Annotated in this window: 11 protein-coding genes; 7 read left to right on the top strand and 4 right to left on the bottom strand. The window is 69.2% G+C overall.

Going from position 1 to position 20,289, the window contains the following annotated elements; genetic code table 11:
- The first annotated feature begins 45 nt into the window (after positions 1-45).
- The 3 genes from paaI to paaK are packed head-to-tail and all read left to right on the top strand — an operon-like array spanning position 46 to position 2,975.
- Positions 46-468: a hydroxyphenylacetyl-CoA thioesterase PaaI gene (gene paaI, locus ACFV9C_RS00330; protein WP_380189384.1), complete on the top strand. Its 423-nt coding sequence runs from the start codon at positions 46-48 to the stop codon at positions 466-468.
- Entirely contained in the window at positions 468-1,667 is a 1,200-nt protein-coding gene (gene pcaF, locus ACFV9C_RS00335; protein WP_380189386.1) for a 3-oxoadipyl-CoA thiolase, read from the top strand. Before paaI ends, pcaF begins: the two co-directional genes overlap by 1 nt.
- Positions 1,668-1,676: 9 nt before the next feature.
- Positions 1,677-2,975: a phenylacetate--CoA ligase PaaK gene (gene paaK / locus ACFV9C_RS00340; protein WP_380189388.1), complete on the top strand. Its 1,299-nt coding sequence runs from the start codon at positions 1,677-1,679 to the stop codon at positions 2,973-2,975.
- Between the two features lie 42 nt (positions 2,976-3,017).
- Here the strand turns inward: paaK and ACFV9C_RS00345 are convergent, their stop codons facing one another.
- Positions 3,018-9,269, bottom strand: coding sequence for an RHS repeat domain-containing protein (locus ACFV9C_RS00345; protein WP_380189390.1), 6,252 nt, complete (start codon positions 9,267-9,269; stop codon positions 3,018-3,020).
- Positions 9,270-9,460: 191 nt separating this feature from the next.
- Here ACFV9C_RS00345 and ACFV9C_RS00350 point away from each other — a divergent pair, with 191 nt between their 5' ends.
- Positions 9,461-13,360: an RICIN domain-containing protein gene (locus ACFV9C_RS00350; protein ID WP_380189392.1), complete on the top strand. Its 3,900-nt coding sequence runs from the start codon at positions 9,461-9,463 to the stop codon at positions 13,358-13,360.
- Here the strand turns inward: ACFV9C_RS00350 and ACFV9C_RS00355 are convergent, their stop codons facing one another.
- Positions 13,361-13,594 (bottom strand): hypothetical protein, encoded by a 234-nt coding sequence (locus ACFV9C_RS00355; protein WP_380189394.1) that lies wholly within the window; start codon positions 13,592-13,594, stop codon positions 13,361-13,363.
- A 362-nt stretch (positions 13,595-13,956) separates the two neighbouring features.
- On the opposite strand from ACFV9C_RS00355, the gene ACFV9C_RS00360 reads away from it, so the two are divergent.
- Positions 13,957-14,478 carry a DinB family protein gene (locus ACFV9C_RS00360; RefSeq protein WP_380189395.1) on the top strand — a complete coding sequence of 174 codons (522 nt, stop codon included), beginning with the start codon at positions 13,957-13,959 and terminating at the stop codon, positions 14,476-14,478.
- Between the two features lie 71 nt (positions 14,479-14,549).
- On the top strand, positions 14,550-15,176 hold the full coding sequence (locus ACFV9C_RS00365) for a TetR/AcrR family transcriptional regulator (protein ID WP_380189397.1): 627 nt from the start codon (positions 14,550-14,552) through the stop codon (positions 15,174-15,176).
- Here ACFV9C_RS00365 and ACFV9C_RS00370 read toward each other — a convergent pair.
- Complete coding sequence (locus ACFV9C_RS00370; RefSeq protein WP_380189399.1) at positions 15,173-18,406, bottom strand: BTAD domain-containing putative transcriptional regulator; 3,234 nt, start codon at positions 18,404-18,406, stop codon at positions 15,173-15,175. The two genes, ACFV9C_RS00365 and ACFV9C_RS00370, sit on opposite strands and share 4 nt — an antisense overlap.
- 85 nt (positions 18,407-18,491) lie before the next feature.
- Between ACFV9C_RS00370 and ACFV9C_RS00375 the strand changes: the two genes are divergently transcribed.
- Positions 18,492-19,841: a serine hydrolase domain-containing protein gene (locus tag ACFV9C_RS00375; protein WP_380189401.1), complete on the top strand. Its 1,350-nt coding sequence runs from the start codon at positions 18,492-18,494 to the stop codon at positions 19,839-19,841.
- Here the strand turns inward: ACFV9C_RS00375 and ACFV9C_RS00380 are convergent.
- The gene (locus ACFV9C_RS00380) at positions 19,838-20,275 is read right to left on the bottom strand and encodes a VOC family protein (protein WP_380189403.1); all 438 of its coding nucleotides are present in this window, start codon (positions 20,273-20,275) and stop codon (positions 19,838-19,840) included. The genes ACFV9C_RS00375 and ACFV9C_RS00380 overlap by 4 nt on opposite strands.
- Between the last annotated feature and the right edge of the window lie 14 nt (positions 20,276-20,289).

The following is a 20,289-nucleotide window of genomic DNA, read 5'->3' on the forward strand; positions in this document are numbered from 1 at the left end:
ATGGCGCAATCGGTACCAGGGTGTCACAAGAGTTTGGGGTGACCTATGAGTGACTTGGCGGCGCGGGTGGCCGCGGCGATGTGGGCGGAGGACACCGCCAGCGCCGGGCTCGGGATGACGCTGGTCGACGTCGGCGAGGGCACCGCGCGGCTCGAGATGACTGTCCGCGAGGACATGGTCAACGGGCACGGACTCGCGCATGGTGGATTCGTGTTCAGTCTGGCCGACTCGGCGTTCGCGTTCGCGTGCAACTCGCGCAACCGGGTCACGGTCGCGCAGGCCTGCGACATCATGTTCGTCGCCCCGGCGCACCGCGGCGACGTCCTGGTCGCTTCGGCTTCCGAGCGAACAAGCTTCGGCCGGAACGGGATCTACGACATCACGGTCACCCGCGGCGACGAAGTGATCGCCGAGTTCCGCGGCCGCAGCCGCCAACTGTCCGGCACGATCATTCCGGAGGAGTCCTGATGCGCGAGGCGTTTCTGGTGGACGGCGTACGGACGCCGATCGGGCGGTACGCCGGGGCGCTGTCGGCGGTCCGGCCCGACGACCTCGCCGCGCACGTCGTCTCGTCACTGCTGAACCGGACCGCGCTCGACCCGGCCCGGATCGACGACGTGGTCCTCGGCTGCGCGAACCAGGCCGGCGAGGACAACAGGAACGTCGCCCGGATGGCGCTGCTGCTCGCCGGGCTGCCGGACTCGGTGCCCGGTACGACGATCAACCGGCTGTGCGGGTCCGGGCTGGACGCGGTCGCGTACGCGGCCCGGTCGATCATTGCCGGAGACAACGACATCGTGGTGGCCGGCGGGGTGGAGTCGATGTCGCGGGCGCCGTTCGTGATGCCGAAGGCGACGACCGCGTTCGCGCGGCAGGCGGAGGTGCACGACACCACGCTCGGGTGGCGGTTCGTGAACCCGGTGCTGAAAGCGCAGTACGGGATCGACTCGATGCCGGAGACGGCGGAGAACGTGGCCGCCGAGTTCAACGTGTCGCGCGAGGACCAGGATCTGTTCGCGTTGCGGTCGCAGCAGCGGGCCGCGAAGGCGCAGGCGAACGGGCGGCTGGCGGAGGAGATCGTCTCGGTCGACGTCCCTGGGAAACGGGGCGCGGTGACGACTGTCGATGCCGACGAACATCCCCGTGAAACCTCGCTCGAAGCTTTGGCGGGTTTGAAGACTCCTTTCCGATCGCCTGGGACTGTTACGGCTGGGAATGCCTCGGGGGTGAATGACGGGGCGGCGGCTTTGCTGGTGATGAGCGGGGAGGCGGTGGAGCGGTACGGGGTGACGCCGATTGCTCGGGTGGTCGGGACTGCTGCCGCGGGGGTGCCGCCGCGGATCATGGGGATCGGGCCGGCGCCGGCGACCCGGAAGCTGCTCGAGCGGACCGGCGTCGCGTTGCCGGACATCGAGGTGATCGAGCTGAACGAGGCGTTCGCGTCGCAGTCGCTCGCCGTGCTGCGGGAGCTCGGCCTGCCCGACGACGCGGAGCACGTGAACCCGAACGGCGGCGCGATCGCCCTCGGCCACCCGCTCGGGATGTCCGGCGCCCGCCTCGCCCTCACCGCCGCCTTGGAGCTTCGCCACCGCGACGCCCGGTACGCGCTGACCACCATGTGTATCGGCGTCGGCCAGGGCATCGCGACCCTGCTCGCCCGTCCTTAGGAGTCGTTCGTGCTCGGTGAACCTTGCCCCTCGGAACTGCGGGACCCCGGCGAGCAACTGTCCGTCGACGAGCTCCGCGGTCGTCAACTGTCGTTGCTGCAGGCAACCGTACGGCGCGCGTACGAGAACGTGCCGCATTACCGTGCCGCGCTGGATGCGCTCGACTTCAAGCCCGGCGATCTGCGGTCGTTCGCGGATGTTTCGCGGCTGCCGTTCACCGCCAAGAAGGATTTGCGGGACAACTACCCGTTCGGGATGTTTGCGGTGCCCAGAACTGAGGTGGTGCGGGTGCATGCCTCGTCCGGCACTACCGGGCGGCCGACTGTGGTCGGGTATACGCGGCGGGATCTGGACAACTGGGCCGATCTGATGGCGCGGTCGATTCGCGCGGCGGGTGGGCGTGCCGGGGACGTGTGCCACGTTGCCTACGGGTACGGGCTGTTCACGGGCGGGCTGGGCGCGCACTACGGGGCCGAGCGGCTCGGGTGCACCGTCGTACCGATCTCGGGCGGGATGACCGAGCGGCAGGTGGATCTGCTCCGCGACTTCGGCGCCCGGATCATCATGGTCACCCCGTCGTACTTCCTGTCGATCGTCGACGAACTGGAACGCCGCGGGCTGGACCCGCGGGACACCTCGCTGCGGATCGGGATCTTCGGCGCCGAGCCGTGGACCGAGGCGATGCGCACGGAGGTGGAGGAACGGACCGGGATCCACGCCGTCGACATCTACGGGCTGTCCGAGGTGATGGGGCCGGGCGTCGCGCAGGAATGCGTGGAGACCAAGGACGGCCTGCACATCTGGGAGGACCACTTCTACCCGGAGATCATCGACCCGGTGACCGGCGAGGTGCTGCCCGACGGGTCCGAGGGCGAGCTGGTGTTCACGACGCTCACCAAGGAGGCGTTCCCGGTACTGCGGTACCGCACCCGCGACCTGACCCGCCTGCTCCCCGGCACCGCGCGCCCCGGGATGCGCCGGATGGAGAAGATCACCGGCCGTACCGACGACATGATGATCGTCCGCGGCGTCAACGTCTTCCCCACCCAGATCGAGGAACAGATCCTGCTGGTCCCCGGCCTCACCCCGCACTACCTGTGCGTCCTCACCCGCCCCGGCCGCCTCGACGAACTCACCGTCCAGGTCGAAGCCGCCCCCGACCTGACCGACCGATCCGCGGCCGCCTCGACTCTCGCCCACCGCATCAAGGACCGGGTAGGCGTCACCGCGTCCGTCGAGATCGTCGCACCGCACGCCCTCGAACGCTCCCTCGGCAAAGCCAAACGCATCCGCGACGACCGCCACTGACGAACGGTGGAGGCACCCGAATCGGGCGCCTCCACCGTCGCGTCAACAACGCGAACCGGCCCCCATCGCATACACGCCACACCCAGACTTCGGATCGGTGTTGTCAGGCCGCTGTGGCAATGGCGAGTCCATCTGGTACAGCCAGTACATGAACCGTGGGAACGGAGCGGTCCAGGAGAGTGCCTTCGGGACGTTGAAGCCTCCCGGCTCGTTCGAGTCGTTCCAGGCCATCTGCAGCCAACTGGTCACCACCAGCCCCGCGATGTTGCCTTTGAACTTCACGAAGATGTCCTTCCAGGTGCTCCCCTTCGTCAGCTCGCCGAAGAAGTCGCCGATGTTCTTTCCCGCGAAGCCGCCGGTGAACACGGTCGGCCACGGCAGGTCGCCGGGGTCGTTGTTCCCGATGTCGATCGGCGGGCGACCACTACCTCCGCCACTACCGCCACCACCCTGACTGTTGGCAGCTCGGAGTTGGTAGGCCCAGGTGAGGACGGCGTTGGCTCGGGCCGCTATCCGCTCGGCGGCTGCCAACGTGTCCTTCGACTGTCTGAGCATGCGGTCCAGGTCTTTCGCTTCGGCGTCGCCTACCCAGCGTTTGAGTTTGCGGGTGACGCGTTCCTGGACCTTCACGAGTTCGCGGATCGTGCGGGTGATGCGAACGATCTCGCGGACCACGTACGACGCGTAGACGAGCAGCGCGTTGGCCAATGAGTTCCAGCCCATCGCGCGGAACGCGAGGTACAGGCCGACAGACAGGATCAGCAGCCGGGTGTGCCGGACCAGCCGTTCCTTCTCCTCGGTGATCCGTTTGTAGACCACCTTGACCACTTCTCGGAGCGTGGTGACCGTCTCCGTCACGTACCGCTGGCCGTCCGGATCGCTGAACGTCACCGGACTGTTGTTGGCGTACGCGTACGCGTTCATCTGCTGCGGATCCTCGGTGTCCAACTGGGGATCCGCCGAGATGAACCGGCCACTGTCCGGGTCGTACTCGCGCGCCCCCAGGTGTACCAGCCCGGTCTGGTCGTCCTGCACTCCGCCGACGAAGCCCCGCTGGCCCGGCCACGCCGTCGGGGCGGTGCCGCGCACCTCGCCGTACGGCGTGATCCGGCGACGCTGCACCGCCAGTGTGTCCGCGTCGACCGAGACGGTCATGGTGCCGTGGTGGTCGCCGCTGACCCAGGTGACCTTGTTCCCGGTGCGTACCGCCACCTGCTGGTCGCCCAGCGCGTAGTACCGCGTGCCGACCAGCGATCCGTCCGGCTTCAGCTGCAGTTCGGTGTCGCCGATGAACAACGTCGTACCGCCGGCGTCCTTGCGCAGGATGCGGGTGCCATCGGCGGCGTAGATGGACGAGCTGGTCTTGCCGTTGCCGGCGAGCTCCCCGAGTTTGCCGTCGTCGGTCCAGGTCAGGGTGTCCGTGACACCTCCCTTGGTCCGCGTCTGCAGGTTGCCGTCGTCGTCGTACCCGTACTGGTCGACCCGGGTGCCGCCGGTGCCGGTGGTGGTCACCTTCTGCACGGCGTGTGGTTGCGGCTGCCCGGTGGCCGGGTACTCGTACGTGGCGTTGGTCTGGCCGCCAGGGGTGATCCGCTGTTCGCTCTTCCGGTTGCCGATGGCATCGAACGTCCAGCTGTACCAGTAGGGTGCCGGGCCGCCGAGGGCGTTCTTGTCCGGTACCGGGCCGCAGTCACCGCTGGACGGCGTCCACGCCTGCGTCAGCCGCCGGTAGTCGTCGTACCCGAAGCACTGGGTGTCCTTGGCGTCGACGGTCGTCGGGGTGTCGGTCGCCTTGACGATGTTGCCGGCCGGGTCGTATCCGTACCGGACGTCCGACTCGTACCCGTTCGGTGTCAGCATGCTGGACCGCGACAACCGGTGCGATCCGGGTTCGTACTCGAACAGTTGCTCCGCCCAATTGTCGGCGTTCGCCATCTGGATCCGGCTGGTCTCGCCGTACGGCGTGTAGTCGGTCTCGCTCACGTACGACGACGCGCCCGTCAGGCTGATCGGCCGGCTGCGCTGGTCGTACCCGACCGTGACGGTCTCGTCCGGCAGACCGCCGCGACCCGGCATGGTCGTGGTCTTCAGTTGTCCGTCGGCCGTGTACGTCGTACTGACCGGGTACGTTCCGCCGAGCTTGCCCTCGGAGTCCGGGATGACGAGCTCGGTACCGGTCGGACGCCCGGCGTCGTCGTATCCGGTGTAGCGCAGCGTGTAGGCGTTGCCGCCGACGTACCGCGTCGCGCTGGTGAGCGAGCCGGGCTTGATGGTGTCGTACTTCCACTCGGTCAGAAGGGTGTCGCCGTTCTTCACCGTCACCTGCCGGCCGAGGTCGTCGTACCCGTAGGTGAGCGTGACCTTCCGGGCGTCGGTCGTGGTCGCCACCTGGTCGAGGTCGTTGTAGGTGTAGGTCGTCGTCCCGCGGTCCGGGTCGTTCTCCTCGATCTTGCGGCCACGGACGTCGTACGTGTACTGCCAGACGTTTCCGGCCGGGTCCGTGACGCTCGCGAGCTGACCAGCCGGCGTGTACGTGTAGCTGGTCTTGTCGTACGTACCGGTCGCCTTGTTCCCGTGGTAGCTGCGCAGTTCGACGAGACGGCCCTGCAGATCGGTGATCCGGGTCGTCGCCTGGTCGCCGGCCGGCGGCTCGATCGTCTCGACACCGGTGCCGTTGCTGTGCGTCCGGGTCCACTGCGTGGCGCCCAGCGACAGGAACGACTCCTGCTGCGGACGGCCGAGGGCGTCGTACGACGTGAGCTTCTGGGCCGGGACCTCCTTCTCGTCGGTCGGTTTGACGATCTCGAAGCCGATCGGCGCGTCGTTGGCGTACGGGCCGTTCTGTTTGACCTGTTGACCCCGGCTGTCGGTGATGTAGTCCGTGACGATCCGGCCAATGCCGTCGGCGGACTCGGACTGGGTCTGGCGGCGGCGCATCAGGCCGTCGCTGAACTCCCGCGTCAGCTCGGTCGAGCCGTCGGCGCGCAGCGACATCGTGGAGACCACCCCGGGCTTACCAGGCTCGTTGGAGTAGTCGGTGGCCGAGTTCGGAGTCGACGAGGTGTTGCCTGGCAGCCAGGTCTGGACGGAGCGCCCGAGCGGGTCACGCGTGGTCCTTGTGGTGCGGCCCGCCACGTCGGTGACGGCGACCTCTTCACCCCACGCCGGATCCAGAGTGCTCGTCGCGGCCTGTCCGTTCGGCTGTGTGGTCTTCGTCGTGGTCAGCGGGCCACCGGCAGCCGGTGTGTAGTCGACCGTCGTCGTCCGCTGCAGTGCGTCGTTACTGTGCCGGACACGCCCGAAGGCGTCGTAGTCCGCCGTACTCACGGTCTGGTACGTCGGCTGACCGCTGGCGTCGAACCCGGACAGTCGCTGGACCGCTAGCTTGTCCCCGTTCGCCGGGTCGTAGCTGGTCTTCGTGTCGGACAGTACGTCCTTGTTCGTCCACGGTTTGTCACAGGCCACCTTGACGGTCTGCTCCCGCGACGGCAGCTCGGCGATCCCGGCAGCCGGGTTGCCGAAGTACTCGTACCGGGTACAGACATCGTCGTTCGGATCGGCGAGGTTGCGCAGGTCCGACTTCGCCGTCAACCGGCCGGTCGTCTCGTCGTACGTGTTGGCCGACGAGCTCTGCAGCCATCCACTCCCGACCGCCTGATCCTGCCGGATCGCCTTGTCCTGCACCCGGTACGCCTTCGTCGTACCCCACGGCTTGACTCGGGTGGCGGTCGGGTCCTTCGACACCCACTCGTCGGTGATCGACCGGTCGGCGACCGTGCTCCCTGAGTACGTCGTCTGCTCGCGGAGCTTGCCGGCCAACGGGTTCAGGTCCGCGGACTTGGCGCCGGTGGAGTCGGTCACGTCGACGCTCTTCACCGACCCGTCCTGCCGGACGTCGCCGTCCATGCCGCGGTAGTAGATGTTCAGCTTGACCGTGGCCGGGCCGTCCGTGCCGTTCCCGGTCGTCACCTTCACCTTCTCGTAGCCGCGCCACTGCGACCACGTCTTGCGGTCGACCTCGACCAGCCCGTCCTCCTCGTCGTGCCGCCAGGCCGGGGCCTCCGGGTAGGCGATGTTCGTCACCTGCCCGGGTGTGCCGCCGACCAGGTCGGACTCGGTGACCTGGTTCACCACGTACTTCGCGAACCAGTCCTGACGTTCCGCCTGGTCCTTCGGGGTCCACTTGATCGGGTAGCACCGCTTGCCGTTGTTGTCGACCGGCGGAAGGTCGGTCGGGACCGTGCAGTCCGGTCCGAGGTAGTTCACGGCCACCTGTCCGCCGGTGCCGTACGTGATGGTCTTGATCCGTGGCCAGATCAGCGCGGGCTGGCCCTGCGAATCCGGGCCGATCAAGCGGTTCGGCAGCAACTGCGCGGCGAAGCTCACCTCGGGCAGGGCCTTCGAGCCGCCGACCAGCCCGGTGCTGGTGATGCCTTCGAGCCAGAGCATCCCGCTCCGGCCGACGTCGTTCGGGTCCAGGAAGCTCTGCCGGAACGTCCAGGACTCCACCGGCTGGTACGCCGTACCCCGCCATACCTCGGTGACGACGCGGGACAGCCGCTTCTTCGTCCAGAACGACGGGTACAGCAGATCGCCGCAGTTCGTGGTACTGGTGCACTCCTGGTCGAGCGGCGTGTCCACATAGTCGGACGCGACACAGCTGCCGGCTTTGAGGCAGCGCTCGGCGGTCTCGAACCGGACCCGCGCGACCTTGGCTGTGTTGTCGGTCAGCTTGCCCGCCTGCTGGCCGTATTCGATCCGGTTCAGGTTGCCGGCCCGCACGTAGTCGGCGACCAGCGTCGACTTGCCCGCCCGGCCGTACTTGTTGGTCTCGACGTCGTAGTAGAAGCTCATCGTGTTGCCGTGCCGATCCACGACGTAGTCGAGGTTCCAGCGGTAGGCCTGCTGGCAGAACGAGTCCACGAACGCCGTCGCGTGGCAGGGCTCCTCCGGGTTGTTGCCGGCCACCGGGACCGTCCACGCCGAGTTCGTCGAACCGCTTGCCCCAGGCAACTTGTTGAGGCCGAAGAAGTACTGCGTCCCGGACTTGTCGGTGATCCGCCAGTACTCCCCCTTGGCAGCCACGCCGGTGGCCGGTCCGCCGTCGCCGTTGTCCGCGCCGGAGAGCTTCTCGATCGTCAGCCCGTCGTCGGTGCGGGAGTGCCACGTCTGAGTCTGGTCGTCGAGCACGAGTTCCCCGCCGGCGCCGTTCAGGGTGAAGGTCGCGTTGTCGGTCGCCCAGCAGAAGTCGCCGGTGACGCCGGTGCCGTTGTTGCCCTTCTGCTCGGTCTTCGACGCACAGGACGCGTACCGGCGCTCGATCGTGCCGCCGGGCGCGAACTCGAAGCCCGCGCCGACCCAGGACGCCTGGCTGTTCGCGGCGGTCGTCCGCCCGTCCACCGATCCGGACGCGTAGGCGAGTGCGAGTGTGGGCTTCGGACCACCGAGGCTCGGGGGCACCTGCATCGGATACGACCAGCTGAAGTCGCCGGACGAGCCACCGACCTGCCAGGTCGCGGTCGGTGTCAGCGAGGTCGCCGTACCGTCGCCCGCCGGACCTGATGCGGCCGCGCTCAGGGCGAACGTCTCCGGCGCGGCACCTGCCGGTACGTCGGCCGAGATCTCGCCCTTGCCGTCGTTGTGCGACGGCAGCCGGACCGGCGTACAGCCTGCGCAGTCCGGAACACTGACCACCTGGAGCCGGGTCGACCAGTCGCCGCCGAACGCCTGCCGGAAGCCGCTGTAGTCCAGCCGCAACGACACCTTGCCGGTCTTCATGACGCCGTCGGCCCGGTTGAGCCGGAAGCGCAACTCGTTGCCCGTCCGGCCGAGCAGTTCGACGGCCACCTTCGACGGCGACGCCGCGACGGCTGTATCGTCCGCGGACCTGGCAGCCGCCTTGTTCGCGGCCGCCGTCGGTCCGATCCGGATCGGCAACGCGCCTGCCTGCACGGCGGGGCCGATGGTCGTGGCGGCGGCGTTCCCGGCCAGCACCGTGACCCAGTCGACAGACTGCGCCTGCGGCTTCGGTACGGCGACCTCGGCCCGGCCGGGCGCCGGCCACTGCGGCTGGTCGACCGCGGTGATCGTGTGTTCGGAATCCCGGTCGGGCAGGCCGGGTTTCGCCGGCAGGTTCTCGGTCGGGACGGACGGTTCCCGGGCTGGCTTGCCGTGACTGGCGGTATGTTTCGCCGGAGACTGCGCGGCGGGCGCGACCCCGGGTGTGGTGGCTACCAGGCTGACGGCGAGAACCCCCGCCGTCGAGGCCAGCAGCAAATGCCGGCGATAACGCATGAGTTCCCCCTGAAATGGGCGGCGGGACGCCGCCAGTGCACCCTCGGGATCGCGGGCCCGGCAACGATTTCGACGGTGTTCGAATGGCCTCGACCGGCGGATTCGACGGTGCTCGAAAGGCCTTCCACAGACTCGCTGCAGATGTCATCGTGACCGCGTCGTCACACGCTGTCGAACCCAGGGGGGCCGCAGTGCGCACATTCCGGATCACGCAGGTACTGGCCGTGCTGGCCGCCGCCGCTCCACTGGTGCTGACCCAGTCACCGCCTTCGGTCGCGACCCCGCCGATCGTCACGCCGGACGGCCCGTCCGGCCAGGCCGCACGTACCGGCGAACGGGTGGAGCTGCCACAGCTGCGGACCGCGTCACGGCAGGTGTTCGTGAATCCGGACGGCACGCACACACTCGTCCAGCACGCCACGCCGGCGATCGACTCCACGCTGACCGTCGGCATCGACGGACGGGTCCACCCGGCGTCCGACGCCAAAGGCCTGACCTTCTCCGACGGCGGCACCGGCGACGGGCTCGTCAGCCTGGGATCGCTCCGCATGGGCTGGCCCGGTGTGCTGCCGAAGCCGACGCTGCGCGGCGACACCGCGACGTACGCCGAGGTACTGCCCGGTGTCGACCTGCGGCTGCGGGCCGAGCCGACCGGATTCTCGAAAGCGCTGATCGTCAAGAACCGGGCGGCGGCGAGCAACCCGGCGCTCCGCGAACTGCGCTTCAAGGTCAGCGGACTCACGTTCACCGCGAGGCCCGACGGTACGACGCTCGCCGCCGACCGCCGCGGACACGTGGTACTCGCCGCGCCCCAGGCACTGATGTGGGACTCCGGCTCCGAACCGATCACCGTCAAGGCCGGCTCGACGCTGCAGGGCGGCGTCCTGACCGTGCGACCGGATCAGGCGATGCTGACCTCGGCGGCGACACGCTATCCGGTGACCATCGACCCGTCGTGGTCCGACCCGGCGGACGACCTGTGGACGCACGTCGACCTGGTCCACCCGGACCAGGACTACTGGGCCTACGATCGCGACCAGGGGGCGAAGGTCGGTCAGGCGTGGGGGCCGGACACCGACACGTACCGCTCGGTCTTCCAGCTCGCCACGACCGGGATCGCCGGCGCCCGGGTGATCGACGCACGGTTCACGATCGTGCTCGACCACTCCCCGACCGGAAGCCCGACGCCCACCGACCTGTACCGGACCACTCCGATCAGCCGGGCGAACCCGGTCACCTGGAACAACACCGGCTGGCCGCAGTACCTGGCGACCGCGAGCGGCAACGCCTGGACCGGCCACCAGCCGGACATGTCGATGGGCTTCGCTTCGCCCGCCCTCACGGCCCTGCTGCAGGGCGTCGCGGATCGACGGGAGTCCTCGATCTCGCTCGGCCTGCGGGCCCCGAACGAGGGCGACGAGACACAGTGGAAGAGATTCCACGGCGAGACCGCGACGATCGTGGTCACCTACAACAACCCGCCGCGCGCCCCGCTGAAGGTCAACTTCGACTCCCCCCGGTCCTGCGGCACCGCCACGGCACCGACCGCGGTGAACGACCCCACGCCGACGTTCTCGGCCGTCGGGAGCGACCCGGACGGCGACAACCTGGTGAACCGCCTCGAGCTCCACCGCGTCGCGGACGACAGCACGGTCTACCAGCAGGACACAGCGATCACCGGCAACGGCGCCGCGTTCAGTTGGGCCCCTGTCCCCGACGGCACGTTGACCGAGGGTACGCCGTACTACTACGTCGCCCGCAGCAACGATCAGGTCGCCGGTGACGGCATCGAGTTCGGGGCGGCAAGTCCACGGTGCTACTTCGTCCTCGACGCCACCAGTCCCGGCGTACCGGCACTGTCCTCCACGGACTTCCCGGACGGGCTGCCCGGGCGGCCGGCTCGCGAGGTCGGCATCGTCAAGCTCTCACCGGCCGCCGGCGACACCGACGTCACGGAGTACCGGTACGGCTTCACGCAGGACCGGATCCTGCTGACGGTGAAGGCCAAGCCGGACGGTACCGCCGACCTCCCGGTCAGCGTGCCCGCCACCAGCCGGAAGCTCTTCGTCAGGGCTGTCGACCGGGCCGGCAACCCGAGCCTCGACCAGAACGGGCAACCGGCGTACGCGTCGTGGACGATGCTCGCCAAGTCCAACGGGACGGCGCCGCGGATCCGCGGCGACGTGAACGGGGACGGCGCGGCCGACGTCGTGATGGTGCTGGACCAGGGAAACGGACGGACGGGGATCTGGAACGTCGACAGTCTGAGCGGTGCGTTCGCGACCGGGACGCTGTCGTGGGACAGCGGCATCAACGGCGGGTTCGCGTTGTCCCGCAGCCTGCCGGTGCAGGGCGACTTCAACAACGACGGCCGTTCCGACGTGGCGTTCTTCCGCGACGAGCCCGGACGACGGCCGGCGCTCTATCCGATGTACTCGGACGGCAACCGGTACGACCCGCCGCCGACGCCGGTCTGGAAGGCCGCGGCGGCGGACTGGACGATCGCCAGCGCCCGGGTCACGTCGGGGGACGTGAACGGCGACAAGATCTCGGACATCGTCGTCCAGCTGAACACCGGCAACGGGACGTGGCGCGTGCTGGTGTTCCCCGGTGGCAACCTGGCCGCACCGGTGCAGTGGCTGCAGACGACCGCCGCGGGCGGCGAGTGGGCCCTGACCCAGCCCGTGGTCGCCGACGTCGACGGGGACGGCAAGGACGACTTCGCCGTCGTCCGCAAGATCAGCGGCTGCCGGACGGCGATCGACGTGTACCCGTCGTCCGGTACGGCGTTCGGCGCCGCGAAGTCGGCGTACGACGGTGACTACTGCGCCGACAAGGGCCATCCGGTCGTCGGAGACGTGGACGGCGACGGCAAGGACGACATCGTCGCGATCTACGACACCGGCTCCGGAACCTCGCTCAAGGTGTTCCGCTCCACCGGTACGGCCTACACGGTGTCGGACTGGTGGACCGGTGCCGGCTGGGACCCGCTGCGGACCTCCTTGCAGGTCGGCGACTTCAACAAGGACGGCAAGGACGACGCCGCGCTGGTCGCCGCACTCGACGGCGGCGGCCGCCAGGTCTCGCGCCTGCCGTCCAGCGGCACGGGGTTCGGTACGCCGGTCCAGGACTGGAGCGAGGCGGCGGTCGGCGCGGGAACCGGGCCGAAGTACGACATCGAGCCGCGAACGTACGAACTGGTGTCGCGGAACAGCGGCAAGTGCATGGAGGTGGCCGGCGCGAGCCAGACCGACCCGGCGGTCGTGCAGCAGTGGGACTGTTTCGGCGGACTGCACCAGCGGTTCCGGGTCGTGCCGGTCGCGGGCACCGAGCAGTACCAACTGGAGATGGTGCACGTGAACGGCGCATCGCTCGACGGGTCACCGCGTTGTGTCGACGTGGGCAATCAGAGCACGGCCGACGACGCCCCGCTCGTGCAGTGGAAGTGCGTTGGTACCGGCAACCAGCAGGTCCTGCTCGACTATGTCGAGGGCAGTAGCTACGACACCGTCGTGCGGTTGCGTTTCGCGCACAGCGGCAAGTGTGCGGCGGTGCAGAACGCCGGTACCGGCAACGGCAACGCGGTGATCCAGCGGACCTGCGCCGCGGTCCCCGAGCAGCAGTGGATCCTGCGCGCGGCTCTCAACTCCACACAGCTCGACGGCCGGTACAAGGTCGGCGTGGTGCTGCAACCGAACGACAAGGACTACGTGCTCGACATCAAGGACTGCACGCCGGCGTCCGGGGTGCGGACCTGGGACTGGATCCCGGCGAGCTCGTGCCAGCGCTGGCAGTTCAAGCCGCTCGGCGACGACATCTACCAGATCGTCGACCCGTCGACGAACACCGCGCTGCAGCTGCTCGGCTGCTCCCGGCAGGCAGCGGCACAGGTGATCGTGCTCCAGGCCGACCAGTCCGAGTGCCAGCGCTGGCGCGTCGAACCGGCGATCGACGGAACGTGGACGATCCAGCAGGCCGACACCGGGTTCACCCTCGACGTACCGCGATGTGTGGACACGAAGGCCGACCAACTGATCGTCTGGCACTACTGGAACGGGCCGTGCCAACGCTGGAGGCTGACGAAGATGTGATCAGAGCAGTGCTTCGGCCGGGGGTTCGAACTGCGGGGCTCTGCGGAAGGCGGGTGGGCGGAGGTGGGGGCGGATCAGCGCCTCCAGTTCGAAGTCCTCGAGAGTGAACTTGGCGGCGACGTCGCGGTACGGCGGATCTCGGTGAGGATGTCCCTCGACCGGGACGTCGTCGACGAGCGGGCGGCTGTAGGCGCGTGCGGGGTCGACGATCACGTCGATGTCCGGGTAGATCACCAGCCGGAGGGTGCCGGCGTACCCGTCGTCGGACCAGCCGATGGCGGCCGAGCCGCAGCCAGTCGCCGAGCGTGGTGGCCGGCAGCCCGAGATGGAGCGCCACCTCGGCGCGGGTGTACAGCGGCAGGTCGAACCGTGGATCCACGTCTCACCTCGATGCGCGGTGCGGGCGCTTGTCCTCCATAGAGTGCCAGAAATGGGGTTTCCAGCTCGGGCACCGGTCCGCTACGGTGCGAGGGCCGGGGTTCGACATCCCGGTGGCGGAGAGGAGGTGAGCGCGATGTCGAGTCCGACTGTCGTGCTGCCCCGCTGCCGTGTCCGCGGCTGACCGGGGTGGCGTCGTACCACCTAGGAGAAGTCGTATGACCGAAGTACAACGTCCGTCGCTGACCGCGGGAGAGCGGGATCAGTTGACCGGATGGCTCGATGTGCAGCGTTCGTTCGTCCGGATGAAGTGCGCCGGGCTGAGCGAGGCCGATGCCCACCGCAACGTCGTACCCACCTCGCCGCTGATGTCGCCGGCCGGGCTGGTCGCGCATCTGCGCTGGAACGAGTACTCGTGGTTCCAGCTCGGCATCGCCGGCGTCCCCGACACCGGCCAGACGCCGTGGACCGAGGGCGGGCACGTCGACGCCGAGATGTTCGTCGACGACGTACCGATCGCCCAACTGCTCGACGAGTACGACGAGGAGTGCCGGCGCTCGAACGCGACGATCGCGGACCTGCCGCTGGAGACCGTCGAGGCGGGCCAACCCGCTGACAAGGCAGCATCCTTGCGGTACGTGCTGTGTCACCTGATCGAGGAGACCGCCCGCCACGTCGGCCACCTCGACATCATCCGCGAACTCCTCGACGGCGCGAAGGGATACACCAGACTGGAGTAACCCGGTTACGCCTGCGCCGAGGGGTGGATAGGATGTCCGGCATCTGGCACGGGGTAGCGACAAGAGGTGTGATGAGGGAACCCTCCGTACGCCGTTATTCCGGGCGGTCAGTCGAAGAGTGGAAGGCCGCGCGCCGGGAACGGCTGCTGGCTGCCGCGCTCGAGCTCTTCGGGACCGAAGGATATCCGGCGACATCCGTGGAACGCCTGTGCACACAGGCGAAAGTGTCCACCCGGCACTTCTACCACGAGTTCCAGAACAAGGAAGCCGTGCTGCTCGCGGTGCACGCGCAGGTGATCGAGTTGGCGGTCCGGAGCACGGGGGACGCCCTCCGCCGGACCGCCGACCAGCCGGTGCGGGAGCGGATCACCGCGGCCGTCGACTCGTACCTGCGGACCATCATGGCGGACCTCCGGCGGGCCCGGATCTCGTTCGTCGAGGTGGTCGGCACCAGCCCGGCGGTCGAGGAGCAGCGGAACGCGTTCCGGGAGCTGCTGGTCGGCAAGGTCCGCGACCTCGGCGACACCGCGGTAGAACGCGGCGAGATCAAGCGCAAGGACTTCCGCTTCCTCGCGCTGGCGTTCCTCGGCGCGGTGAACGCGGTCGTCCACGACTGGATGCTCGCCGACCCGCGCCCACCGGAACAGAAGATCCAGAAGTCCCTCCGCGACCTCGCCGTCCAGCTGATCACGGCCTAGTCGAGGTACCGCTTCCTGAGTTCGGCGAGGGCTTCGTCGCGCGGTACGGCGGCGCCGGCGGCGTACGCGGACTCGTAGGCTTCGTTGCCCAGGGCATCGCGGAGTTCGTCGACGAGCCGCTGGACGTCGGCGTCCGGGATGGTGCGGAGGCCCTTCATCGTGGCGGCGAGCCCGAGCACCCGGGCCACCTCCGCGGGCTCGCTGGTCATCAGGTCGGCGTGCAGCCCGATCTCGACGACCGCGGCCGCGACCGGCATGTCCTCGGTGCCGAGGGCCAGCCCGATCGCCTCCCGGGCGCGCTGCTGGGCCTTCTCGACGTCGCCGGTGGACGCGTAGATCCGGCTCAGCTGGCTGAGCATCACCGCCTGCCCGTGCGGCGCCATCCGCTCGGCGTCCAGGTCGAGCGTCGCGTACGCGCGTTCGGCCAGCTCGCGCGCCTCCTCGATCCCCCCGAGCCGGAACTCCACCTTGGCGAGCCCCATGTACGCCATCGCCTCGCCGCCGCGCGAGCCCGTCTGCTCGGACAGCTGCAACGCCCGCTGCAGGTCGGCGCGGGCGCCCTCGTAGTCGCCCAGCTCGACCCGGCTCATCGCGCAGCTGCCGAGCAACTGCCCGACACCTTCGGTGGTCCCGAGCTCCTCGATCAGCCGGAGCGCCTCGATCAGCGATTCCAGCGCGGCCGCGTGGTCCCCGGTGCTGGCCTGGTACCCCGCGAGCCCGCGCAGCGCCATCGACGTACCGAACCGGTCGCCGATCTCGCGGAACCCGTCCAGCGCGATCGTGAGATCGGCCGCCATCTCGGTGACCTCGCCCTCGTTCTCGCGGAACATCGCGCTGGTCATCACTCCCATGTTCCGGATCCACGGATCGGGGTGCCGCCCGGCGGCCTCGAGTTCGGCGAAGCAGGTCGCCTTGTCCCGGCGTACGGCGGCCCAGACCGCGTTGGTGAACAGCCCGATCCCGGAGTCGACCAGGATCGGGTGTTTGCGCGTCATCCACCGCACCGTGGCCAGCCCGCGGGCCGCCTGCTGGAACGCCTTCGCGGCGTCCTGCCCGGTCGACATCCGGCCGAGCGCGAGCAGGTACAGCGCCTCGGCCTTGTCCAGCGGCACGGTCGGCCCGGGTACGGCGAGCGCGGCCTGCATCCAGGTCACCGCCTCGGCCGGGCGCCCGCTCATCGTCCAGTACTCCCCCAGCACCGCGACCATCTGTACGGCGACCCGCGCCGAGCCGGTGTCGATCGCGGTCCGGAGCGCGTCGATCAGGTTCTCGTTGTCGGCGGTGAGCCGGGCGATCCACTCGATCTGCTCGCCGGTCCGCAGCTTTGGCCGCGCCTTGCGGAGGATCCGGCTGAAGTACACGGTGTGCGCCCAGCGGAAGCGGTCGTACTCACCCGAGGCCTTCAGCTGCTCGGCGCCGTACGCGCGGACCGTCTCCAGCATCCGGTAGCGCACGGACCGCTCGTCGGCGGCAGCCTCCACGAGCGACTTGTCGACAAGCGATGCGAGCACGCCGAGCACGGACTCCGCGGGGAGGTGTTCGTCGCTGCAGATCTGCTCGGCCGCGTCCAGGGTGGCGCCGCCGGAGAACAGCGAGAGCCGCCGGGCGACCGCCTGCTCGTCCGGGTCCAGCAGGTCCCAGCTCCACTCCACGACCGCCCGCAGCGTCTGGTGCCGCGGCAGCGCCGTACGCGAGCCACTGGTCAGCAGCCGGAACCGGTCCGCCAGCCGGTCGACGATCTGCGGCGGGTTGAGCGCCCGCAGCCGGGCCGCGGCCAGCTCGATCGCCAACGGCATACCGTCCAGCCGGCGGCAGATCTCCGCCACGGCTTCCCGGTTCGCGTCGGTCAGCTGGAAGTCGGGCCGTACGGCGCGGGCGCGGTCGACGAACAGCTGCATCGACGGGTACTCGTCGGTGTCCGCGTCCTCCGGCGGCAGGTCCAGCGGACCGACCGGGTGCAGGTGCTCACCGGGGATGCTCAACGGCTCACGACTCGTGGTCAGCACTCGCAGCCGCGGGCACGACGCGAGCAGCGAGTCGACGAGTCCCGCGACTTCCTGCACGAGGTGCTCGCAGTTGTCGAACACGAGCAGGATGCGGCGGTCGCCGATCACCTCGACGAGCCGCTGGGTCGCCGCGCGGCTGGTAGGGATGTGTTGCGGCGCAAACCGAGCCTGTGTGACGTCGACGTACTCACTGGCGCCAAGCGTCGACAGTACGGCGGGGGCGACGTCAGCCGCGTCACCCAACGGTGCCAGCTCCACGAACCAGATGCCGTCGCCGGACTGGTCTACGAGCGACCTACCGGTCTCAGTGGCCAGCCTGGTCTTGCCTGCACCGCCAGGACCGACCATGGTGACCAGCCGGGTCCCGTTGCTCAGCAGGCGGGTCAGCTCGACCACGTCCTCCCGGCGGCCGACAAAACTCGTCAGCGGAGCCCGCAGGTTGTTACGCGGCACAGACGGAGCAGGAGCCGGTACGGCGATGCTCCTGGCCGCAGGATCCACCGCATCGCCCCGGAGCACCGACACATGCAGGTCCCGGAGCCGCGCACCGGGATCAGCACCGAGCTCGTCGGCCAGGGTGGTGCGGATACGTTCGTACGCCGTCAGAGCCTCCGCCTGGCGGCCGTCGGCGTACAAGGCGCGGATGAGGAGCTCGTGGACGCGTTCGCGGAGCGGGTGCGTGACGGCGAGGTGTTCGAGGTCCGCGATCAGGTCACGGGCGTGGCCGGAGCTGACAGCTGCCTCGGCCAGGTCCTCCGCGGCGGCGAGCCGCAGCTCGCCGAGCCGGTCCGCCTCGACCGCGGCGAACGGGAGGTCGCGCAGGTCGGTCAGGGCCTCACCCCGCCACAGCCTTTCGGCCTGGGTGAGCAGCGCGTGCGCCTGCTCCGGGTCGGACGTGAGGACCGCGCGGCCACGCCGTACCAGGTCCTCGAACTGGAGGGTGTCGACACAGTCCGGGCCGATCGTCAGCGTGTAGCCGGCCGGGCCTGACTGGACCGAGATGCTCGACTCGGTGGCAGGCAGGCTGCCGCGGAGCCGCGAGACCAGCGACTGCAGGGCGTTCGCGCTCGGGGCTTCGCTGCCCCACAGCCCGTCGACCAGGGTCTCGACACTGACCGGCCGCCCCGCGCTCAGCGCCAGCCGCGCCAGCAGCCCACGCAGGCGAACACCGCGGATGTCGAGCGGAGTCCCGTCGGCCGCCCACATCGCGAGAGGACCGAGCACCGCTATGCGCACTCCACCAGCCTCGCACATCCTCCCTCCCAAACACCCTGCCTTTTGTCACTTCGCTCCCTTAAGGTCGGGAAGCGTGACAGATATTGCCGCGCCGACGCAGGTCGCGCTCTCCCGAATCGTTGCCGAACGTCAGTCCAAGGGCCGGGTGCCCGGTGTGGTGGGCGCCGTCGCCCGGGCCGGGTCGCTGGCCTGGTCGCACGGTGCCGGATCGGCCGACCTGGACAGTCCCGGCGTACCGCCGACCGCCGACTCGCAGTTCCTGATCGCGTCGCAGAGCAAGACGCTGACCGCGGTCACGATCATGGCGCTCCGCGACGAGGGCAAACTCAGCCTCGACGACACGATCGAGAAGCTGATCCCGGACAGCACCCACGAGGGCATCACGGTCCGGCAGATGCTCAGCCACGCCAGCGGCATGCAGCGCGAACCGGTCGGCGACGTCTGGGACCTGATGAAGTTCCCGTCCCGCGAGGAGCTCGTCCCGGGCTGGAACGCGGCCGAGCGGATCGGCAAACCGCACCACCGGTTCCACTACTCGAACCTGGTGTTCTCACTGCTCGGCGAGATCGTCGCGCGGCTCGACGGCCGGTCCTGGTACGACGCCGTGAAGGCGCGGATCCTCGACCCGCTGGAGATGCGCCGGACCACCGTCGGCATGGACGGCGGCCCGGCGCAGACCGGGTACTACGTGCCGCCGTTCTCCGACGTACCCGTGCAGGAGCCGCTGCTCGACATCGGCGCGATGGACGCCTGCGGTGGACTGGCGTCGACCGCGGCGGACCTGGCGAAGTGGGCGATGTTCGTCGCGAACCCGGTCGACGAGGTGCTGTCCAAGGACACTCTCGAGGAGATGTGCCAGGTGCAGATCATGGCCGACGTGGACCGTTGGCAGCTGGCCTTCGGCCTCGGGTTCATGCTGCTGCGCCGCGGCGACCGGCTGTTCGTCGGCCATGACGGCGGCATGCCCGGCCACATCACGTCGACGTTCGTCGACCGTTCCTCCGGCACGGCCGGGATCGCGCTGTTCGGCGCCACCTCGTCGCCGGCACCGAGCGCGCTGGCGACCGACCTGATCATCAAGGTCCTCGAGGACGACCCGCTGCCGCCCGAGGCCTGGGTCCCGGGTACGACGGTCCCCGACGAGCTGACCGGCGTACTGGGCACCTGGTTCACCGAGGGATCGCCGTTCGTGTTCTCGGTGAAGAACGGCGTACTCGAGGCGAAGTCCCCGGGCGCGGCCGAGTACCAGTCACCCGCGGTCTTCGAGCGCGCCGCCGACGACACGTACCGCACAATCTCCGGCCGCGAGACCGGCGAACTCCTCCGCATCACCCGCGACCCGGCCGGCCACCCCACAAAGTTGCACTGGGCAACCTACCTCTGCACCCGCGAACCACTGTCCTTCGGCGAGCTCAACTCTTAGACCACACAGAAGTCGTTGCCCTCGGGGTCCTGCATCCACAGGTGATCGAGAGCCTCGTCGGTACCGATTTCCTGGACCAGCGTGGCACCGGCGGCCTGGAGTTTGTCGCCGGTGGTGCGGATGCGTTGCTCGCGGAGGTCCTGGGGTTGCGCGCGTCCGCCTGCCACCTGGAGGTCCAGGTGCAGGCGGTTCTTCACGGTGCGGGGCTCGGGGACCTTGAGGAACGAGATCGATGGGAGGACGCCGTTCGGGTCGGAGATCGAGGCGCCGTCGTTCCACTCGTCCTCGGGGACGTTCAGGTCGGTGAACCACGCCTCCCAGGTGTCCCAGCCCTGCGGTGGCGCCGACTCCGTGTAGCCGAGCGCCGTACACCAGAAGCGCGCGACCAGGCCGGGATCGGCGCAGTCGATGGTGAGCGTCCATTTGGTCGTCATGCGACCACTCTGAC

The organism is Kribbella sp. NPDC059898 (genome assembly GCF_042730855.1).
Lineage (GTDB): Bacteria > Actinomycetota > Actinomycetes > Propionibacteriales > Kribbellaceae > Kribbella.